Source organism: Streptomyces sp. W16, from assembly GCF_033194735.1.
GTDB lineage: Bacteria > Actinomycetota > Actinomycetes > Streptomycetales > Streptomycetaceae > Streptomyces.
Map to the genome: position 1 here is coordinate 1 of NZ_JAWOAI010000476.1, position 7,694 is coordinate 7,694.

A 7,694-nucleotide genomic window follows, 5' to 3' on the forward strand; every position below is an offset into this window, starting at 1 on the left:
TCGGTACGAGTACGCGCGCCCTTGCGGGGCGGGGGTTGTCCGGGCCGGTCGTGCAGCGGGCGGTGCCGCTCGCGCGGGGTGGGTCGGAACCCGTGGTCGGCGCGGTGCGGCCGGCTTCGGGTGTACGGGTGACCCCGGTGTCCTCGGAGCCTCCTCGGCCGGGGTCGTTGACGCGGGCCGGGGGAGGAGCGGCTGCGGTACAGCGGCGGCTCGTCGCCCGACGGAACTCGGCTGCCGCCGGGGGCGGTTCGGGTGACCGGAGTGGGACGGCAGCCGTAGGCCCCGGTGCGGCGAAGCCTGCTGTGCAACGCCCGCTGACGGCCAACTCGGCTGCGCCGCAAGTGCCTTCGGCTCGGTCCGAGACTCCGCAGCTGCGTCCGGCAGGGGGTGGTGACGAGCCCGGCGACCCCGGCACGGGGCGCGGCGCGGCTCCCGTTTCCGGAAGTGGGCACGGAACGAACAGCGTGCAACGGGCGATCACCACGCCGGATACGACGGTTGCCGCCCCGACGCCACCGATGCCACCGGACACCTTTCGCGCCTCGACGCCCGGACAACGCGCGGTGAGCGCTTCCGCCCTGCATGACGGCGGCACCGCCGAACCTCGCTCCCACACCCCGGCGGCAACGGCGGCCCCTGTGGAATCGGGCAACATTCCAACCCATGGTCCTACGACCCCTCCCGCGCCCCAGATCCAACGCAGTTCCGCGCCCCGCGTACCCCTCGGTGCCCCGCTCACCACACACCCGAACGAGACACGGCAGCCAATGCCGCGTCCGGCCGCTCAGGCCGCACCGGCCGGGACAACCAACGCCCTTTCTCCGCAAGGCGATTCGGTCACGGCTCCGGTTCCCGTTCCGGCGTCAGGTTCGGCAACATCCGCCCCGCCTCCGCCCTCGCGGGCCTCCAACTCCCCGGCTCCGGCGGCGATTACCCCCGCCCTGCGCCGCTCACCTCTCGGCGCTCCCGTCGCCACGACGCCCGCAGACGCCAAGCCCCTCACCGGCTCGCCGATCCCGCCGACGGCCACGGGGAGCTCAGGTTCGAGACCGACATGGGAGAAGGGGCCGGGACAGGGGCAGGTGCAGGGTCCGGCGATCCAACGCAGCGTGGCCCCGAGCACGCCTGCACCGCCTCCTCAGGCACCCTCGGCGACCGCCCCTTCGGCCACCACCACGTTCCCGACCACCGCACACCCACCCGGCACGCACCCAGCCACCGCGCAGCGGCCCACCGCAGCCCCGACGACACCGGGTTCGGAGCCGACGCCCCGACACGGCGTCACCCCGAGCACGCCGGCAGCACAGGCCTCCTCGGCAACCACCCGCCCCAGCGCCACACACCGGCCGACCGCAGTCCCGGCCCGCTCGACTGCGTCGCCGACGGCGGGTTCGGAGCGGACGGTTCGGCGAAGTGCGGTGCCCGGCCTGCCTGTTGGGCCTGTTCCTCAGGTTCCTTCGGTGACCACGGGGCCAGGTGCTATGCCCTCGTCTGTCGTGCGCCCGACCGTCGCGGACGGGCGGGCTGGTGTCCCGGCTGGTTCGACTGCCTTGCCGACGGCGGGTTCGGAGCCGATGGTTCGGCGAAGTGCGGTGCCCGGCCTGCCTGTTGGGCCTGTTCCTCAGGTTCCGTCGGTGACCACGGTTCCAGGCGCCATGCCTGCGTCTGTCGTGCGCCCGAGCATCGTGGACGGGCGGGCTGGTGTCCCGGCTGGTTCGACTGCCTTGCCGACGGCGGGTTCGGAGCCGATGGTTCGGCGAAGTGCGGTGCCCGGCCTGCCTGTTGGGCCTGTTCCTCAGGTTCCGTCGGTCACCACGGGGCCAGGCGCCACGCACCCGCCTGCCGTGCGCCCGACCCCCGCAGAGCGACTGACCGGAGCCCCGGCCGACTCGACACCCCCGCCGGCATCGGGTCAGGGGCTGACGGTCCAGCGAAGCGTCGCTTCGAGCACGTCTGTGCCGCCCCCGCACATTCCCTCACCCGCTGCGCGTTCCACCACCGCGGACGGGTCGACCGCAGCCCCGGCGATGAGCCCGCCCCCGGCTCCGCATCCGACGTCGATCGTGACGCCGTCCCCGGCCTCGTCCTCGGCCCTGACTCCGCCGTCCCCGGCCGGGCCCCGGTCCCCGGTTGTGACTCCGTCCCCGGTTGCGACTCCGTCCTCTGCAACGACTCCACCCTCGGCCATGAGCCCGTCCCCGGCCGGACCCCGGGCCTCGGCCTTGACTCCACCCCCAGCTCTCACTCCACCCCCAGCCGCGACGGCGTCCTCAGCCCAGCCCGCGCCCTCGGCCATGACCCCGCGCTCAGCCACGACTCAGCTCCGTGCCACGAAGCCGACTCAGCCCGGCCCGACCGCACCCGACCTCACGCTTCCCCTCGGGACCTCCCCCACCCAACCCCCGCTCACCGCGCCCTCTCTCACCGCACCCCCGCTCACCACACCCCGCCCCGCCCCGCAGGCACCCGCGACACCCGCACCCACCACACCTGCACCCCCCACCGGTTCGCTCCGTACCCCGCCCTCGGCGCAGCGCCTCGCACCCCCGTCGTCCTTCACCCCCGTACAACGTCACCGCCGCACCACCCCCGACAGGCCCGCCACACCCATCGGGCACACCGCACCACCCGTAGTACCCAGAACTCCCGTAGTACCCGGAACTCCCGCAGCCCCCAGCACCCACGGAGCCCCGGTCACCCCCGTACTACCCAGGACCCCCGGATTCTCCGGCATCCCCACAGCGCCAAGCATCCCCGTCATACCCGTAGTACCCCTACGCCTCGCCACCCCCGCACCCGCACCCCACATCCCCCTCCCGGTCTCCGTCCCCCTCCCCACCTCACCCGCCCCACTTGCCCACGGCCCTGCAACCCCCGGCCGCCGCACCGCCGCCCCCTTCACGTCCACCTCCATCCCCGCCGCCCCGACCCACGCCCTCCCGGTCCAACGCAGCTTCTCCTCCGCGGTCTCCTCGACCCTCGACCGGGTCCGCCCAGCCAGGAAGGCACTCGGCGCTCGCACCGGTATCAGCGCCGGCATCGCCGCCACCCTCGGCCCCTCCATCGCCCCTGCCGTTCCCCCTGCGAGCCCCCCACCGGCCTACACCCCACCCCCCTCACAGTCGTCTCCACCCTCGGACCCACCGCCACCCCCCTACTCCTCATCAACCACCGTCGCCGCCTCCCCTCCACCCGCCTACGAAGCCGTCCCCGCCGGTCAGTTCGACCCCCGGGACCTCACCGACTTCCAGCTCGACGAACTCGTGCACCGGATCATCGGCCGCATCACCCGCCTGATCCGCACGGAACTGCGCCTGGACCGCGAACGGATCGGCAAGCTCCGAGACCCCCGCCACTGACCGGCACGGCACGGCACCGCACCGCAGCCCCACCGCCCGGCACCGCAACGCACCGCAACGCACCGCAACGCACCGCAACGACAGAAAGGCCCACCCCCGATGTCCCGCCTCGACCCGGGCTCCACCATCTGGTTCACCCTCAGCATCGACGGCGAGAGCCTCGGCTACTTCAACGGGTGCGAAGGGCTGTCGTCGCAGGTGGAGATCGAGCACCGGCAGGAAGGCGGCAACAACGGCTTCGTGTGGCAACTGCCCACCCGCGTCACCTTCTCCACCATCCGGCTGACCCGCCCGCTCACCCCGGACACCTCGAAGGTCGCCAAGTGGATCTCCTCCGTGCAGACCGGGATCAGGCGCCCCACCGGGCAGATCGCGGCGCTGCGCGCGGACGGGTCGGAGGTCGCGCACTGGGGGCTGATCGACGTGCTGCCGGTGAGCTGGCAGGGGCCCTCCCTCGACCCGGCCGGACCGGCGGTCGCCACCGAGGTGCTGGAGATCGCCCACCACGGGTTCACGGACTGAGCGGGGGAGGGAAGCAGACCATGGCCACCAGCAAAGGCGCGGGCAAGAGCCTCGTCCGTGCCAGCCTCGCGATCCACGAACCGCCCGTCGGGGGCAGTACCACCCCGGGCGGGCTCATCAAGACCTTCGCCTTCGACTTCAACCCGGCGCAGCTGTCGCTGACCCGCCGCGCCCAGTGGAAGTCGACCCCGGCACAGATCGAACGGGACGGTTCGCTACCGGAGTTCATGGGTTCGGAACCACGTGAGATGGGCGTGGAGATCTTCCTGGACTCCTCCGACGAGCCGTCCAGCAACTCGGTGCTGAAGAAGGTCGAGTCGCTGCTCGCCTGTTGCGACGTGACCACCAAGTCCATTGCCGCCAAGCAGCCTTCACCGCCGTGGGTGGTGTTCCAGTGGGGGTCCTTCTCCACCGCCCGGTTCACCGCCTACGTCTCCTCCGTCGAGGCCGCCTACTCCCTCTTCGGGACCACCGGCGTGCCCATCCGCGCCACCTGCCGGCTCCAACTGCACGAGATCCCGAGCAACACCAAGGGCCAGAACCCGACTTCGGGCGCGCTCACCGCACGGCGCGTGCACCGGGTCGTGGCGGGCGACTCGTTGCAGTCGCTGGCCTGGCGGGAGTACGGCGACTCCGCCGCGTGGCGGGCGATCGCCGAGGCCAACGGGATCGACGACCCGACGCGGCTCGCGAACGGTGTCGAACTCGTGCTGCCCGCCGCCGAGGAGGTGCGTTCCTGATGGTGAAGTCCGCTTTCTCCAACGTCGTCGAGGTGAAGATCGGCGGCGCCAAACTCCCTTCCGAGTACGCCCGTTGCCTCGTCGACAGCTACGTCGACCAGGGTGTCGGCGTCCCGGCCGCGTTCCGGCTCACCTTCCGGGACCCGTACCGCCTGATCCTCGGCAAGCTCGGTGTCACCTTCGGGACGAAGGTGGTCATCGCACCGGTGGCCGACGGACAGGGTGCCTCCGATCCGCTGCTGACCGGTGAGGTCACCGGACTTGAGGCGGACTACGACGGCACCGGCACCTTCACCGTCGTGCGCGGTTACGACTTCGGGCACCGGCTGCTGCGGCAGCGCCGGGTGGCCGCCTACCGCAACCAGAGCGCGTCCGACATCGCCCGCAAGCTGGCCGCCCAGGACGGGGTGCCGATCGGGCGGATCACCTCGACCCGCACGGTGTACGAGTTCATCTCCCAGTCCAACGTGACCGATTGGGACTTTCTCGCGCGGCTCGCGGACGAGAACGAGATGGTGATGTCGGTCGACGCGGACGGCAAGTTCCAGTTCGTGGCGCCGAAGCCGTCGTCCGGTGCGCCGTCCCCCGACACCGACGGCGACAAGAGCCCGTTCGTGCTCCAGGCCGGGCACGACATCCTGCGGCTGCGCGCCGCCGTGACCGCCGCCGACCAGGTCGCCACCGTCGAGTCGCGCGGCTGGGACGTCACCACCAAGAAGAAGCTCACCGCCACCTCGCCCGGAGCCTCGAATCCGGCCATCGGCATCGGCACCACCCCGGGTGCGGCGGCCGGAAAGTTCAAGACGGCCAAGCTGGTCGAGACGGGCACGCCCTACGACAAGCAGACCGAGGTCAAGTTCGCCGCCGACGCCCTCGCCGACGACGTGACGTCCTCCTTCGCCGAGCTGGAGGTCGTCGCGCGCGGAAATCCCAAGCTGCGCCCGGGAGTTCCGGTCGCGCTCGCGGACGTGGGGACACCCTTCGAGGGCAAGTACACGGTCACCTCCGTACGGCACGTCTTCGGCGACGGCAAGCACTACGAGACCTGGGTGACGGTCAGCGGACGGCAGTGGCGCTCGCTGTACGGGCTCGCCTCGGGCGGTTCGGAGACCGCGCCCCGGCTGCCCGGAGTGGCCAACGCCCTTGTCACGGACGTCAATGACCCGCTCAAGCAGGGGCGGGTGCGGCTGCAGTTCCCGTGGCTCGACGACACGTACGTCAGCGACTGGACCCGAACCGTGCAGCTGGGCGGGCTCGGTGGCGGCGGGGTGTTCCCGATGGACGTCAACGACGAGGTGCTGGTCGCCTTCGACCGGGGGGCACTTGACCATCCGTTCGTGATCGGCGGGCTCTACAACGGCAAGGACAAGCCGACCGTCGTCGGTGATGTGCCCCTGCACGACGCCGTACGGAAGAAGGCGAGCCGGCACACCCTCTCCGACCGGGACGGCAACCGGCTGGACCTGCTCAGCCAGAAGACCGGCGGTCGTAAGCAGGGTGTCCGACTGACCTCCGGGGACAAGCAGTTGACCATCACCCTGGACCGCACGAACACCGAGATCGTCGTGGACAGCAAGGGCGACGTCACCATCAAGGGCAGCCGCTCGGTGTCGGTCGAAGCCGGTCACGATCTCACCCTCAGTGCCCGGCGCAGTCTGACCATCAAGAGCGGCGGGCCGCTGAACATCGAGGGGCGGGGGCTGGTCAACGTCAAGTCGACCGCCGGAGCGATCACGTTGGACGCGATGGGCGCCCTCAACATGAAGGCGATCGGTAACGCGATGCTCACCGCGGGCGCGAGTGTGCAGATCAACTCCATTGCGAACGTGGGCATTCGGGCCGTCACCGTGCCGATCATGGGCGTGGTCACCCTCAACGGCCTTGTCCCGATGGTGATTCCGGCATGAGCGCCCGAACAGGCAAGGAACAGGCGGGTGTTGGCTGATGGCCGAACAATTCGTGGGCTCGGGCTGGTCGTTCCCACTGCGCATCGGGCCGACCGGCGGTATCGCGCTGGTCAGCGGGGAGCGTGAGGTGGAGGAGGCGATCCGGCTCGTGCTGTCCACGGCACCGGGCGAGCGCCCGATGCGGCCCGACTTCGGCTGCGCGATCCACGACCTGGTGTTCGCGCCGGTCAACGAGCAGACCGCGGGCCGTATCCAGCACGAGGTGCACGTCAGCCTCGACCGCTGGGAGCCGCGTATCGAGGTCGAGGACGTCGAGGTCACAGCTGGCACCGAGCAGAGCGTGCTGTACATCGACGTCCGCTACTCGATCCGCGGCACCAACAACCCTCGCAGCCTCGTCTTCCCCTTCTACGTCATCCCGTCCCACGACGAGCCGGACGACATCCCCGGTACGCCCGGCACGGCTGCTGAAAGCGACTACTGACCGATGGCTCTGCCCTCCCCGAACCTCGACGACCGGCGCTTCCAGCAGTTCGTCGACGACGCCAAGCGCTACATCCAGCAGCGCGCCCCGGAGTGGACCGACCACAACGTCTCCGACCCCGGCGTCACCCTCGTCGAGACGGTCGCGCACATGGCCGACCAGATCGTCTACCGCCTCAACCGGGTGCCGGACAAGAACCACTTGGCCTTTCTCGACCTGGTCGGCATCACGCTCTTCCCGCCGTCCGCGGCCCGCACCGACGTCACGTTCTGGCTGTCGGCGCCCCAGGAGGAACCGGTGCAGGTGCCGCTCGGCACCGAGGTGGCGACGATGCGCACCGAGGGCGAGGAGGCGGTCGTCTTCGCCACCGAGCGTGAACTCGCCGTCGTCCCCTGCGCGTTGCGGCATCTCGTGGTGCAGCACCGGGGCAAGCAGGTGGTCGACCGGACCCACGACCTGGCCGAGGGCAACCATGTGATGTGCTTCGCCGAGTCGCCCGACCCCGGCGACTCGATGCTGTTCGGCCTGACCGCCGCCGTCCCGCACTGCGCCCTCGCCCTCGAACTCGACAGCCGCGTCGACGGAGTCGGCGTCGACCCGCGCCAACCGCCCCTGGTCTGGGAGGCGTGGACCGCCGACGGCTGGCAGCCGTGCGAGGTGGACCGCGACGGCACCGGCGGCC

Annotated in this window: 6 protein-coding genes; all 6 read left to right on the forward strand. The window is 71.1% G+C overall.

From position 1 onward, the window contains the following. Window positions 1–2,294 precede the first annotated feature (2,294 nt). Complete coding sequence (locus R6V09_RS40855) at window positions 2,295–3,359, forward strand: hypothetical protein (RefSeq protein ID WP_317886550.1); 1,065 nt, start codon at window positions 2,295–2,297, stop codon at window positions 3,357–3,359. Window positions 3,360–3,458: 99 nt separating this feature from the next. Continuing rightward, entirely contained in the window at window positions 3,459–3,881 is a 423-nt protein-coding gene (locus tag R6V09_RS40860; protein WP_019071368.1) for a phage tail protein, read from the forward strand. A 20-nt stretch (window positions 3,882–3,901) separates the two neighbouring features. After that, a complete protein-coding gene (locus R6V09_RS40865; protein WP_317886551.1) occupies window positions 3,902–4,621 on the forward strand; it encodes a CIS tube protein in 720 nt (239 codons plus the stop codon). Then, window positions 4,621–6,528: a VgrG-related protein gene (locus R6V09_RS40870; RefSeq protein WP_317886552.1), complete on the forward strand. Its 1,908-nt coding sequence runs from the start codon at window positions 4,621–4,623 to the stop codon at window positions 6,526–6,528. The genes R6V09_RS40865 and R6V09_RS40870 overlap by 1 nt, the downstream gene beginning before the upstream one ends. A gap of 37 nt (window positions 6,529–6,565) precedes the next feature. Next, window positions 6,566–7,012, forward strand: coding sequence for a GPW/gp25 family protein (locus R6V09_RS40875; RefSeq protein WP_317886553.1), 447 nt, complete (start codon window positions 6,566–6,568; stop codon window positions 7,010–7,012). A 3-nt stretch (window positions 7,013–7,015) separates the two neighbouring features. Beyond that, on the forward strand, window positions 7,016–7,694 hold a 679-nt coding region (locus R6V09_RS40880), incomplete at its 3' end, for a putative baseplate assembly protein (RefSeq protein WP_317886554.1).

Bases quoted from the DNA above. Each gene is read 5' to 3' on its own strand.
- R6V09_RS40875 (WP_317886553.1), top strand. From the start codon at position 6,566: ATGGCCGAACAATTCGTGGGCTCGGGCTGGTCGTTCCCACTGCGCATC.
- R6V09_RS40865 (WP_317886551.1), top strand. From the start codon at position 3,902: ATGGCCACCAGCAAAGGCGCGGGCAAGAGCCTCGTCCGTGCCAGCCTC.
- R6V09_RS40860 (WP_019071368.1), top strand. From the start codon at position 3,459: ATGTCCCGCCTCGACCCGGGCTCCACCATCTGGTTCACCCTCAGCATC.
- R6V09_RS40870 (WP_317886552.1), top strand. From the start codon at position 4,621: ATGGTGAAGTCCGCTTTCTCCAACGTCGTCGAGGTGAAGATCGGCGGC.
- R6V09_RS40855 (WP_317886550.1), top strand. From the start codon at position 2,295: ATGACCCCGCGCTCAGCCACGACTCAGCTCCGTGCCACGAAGCCGACT.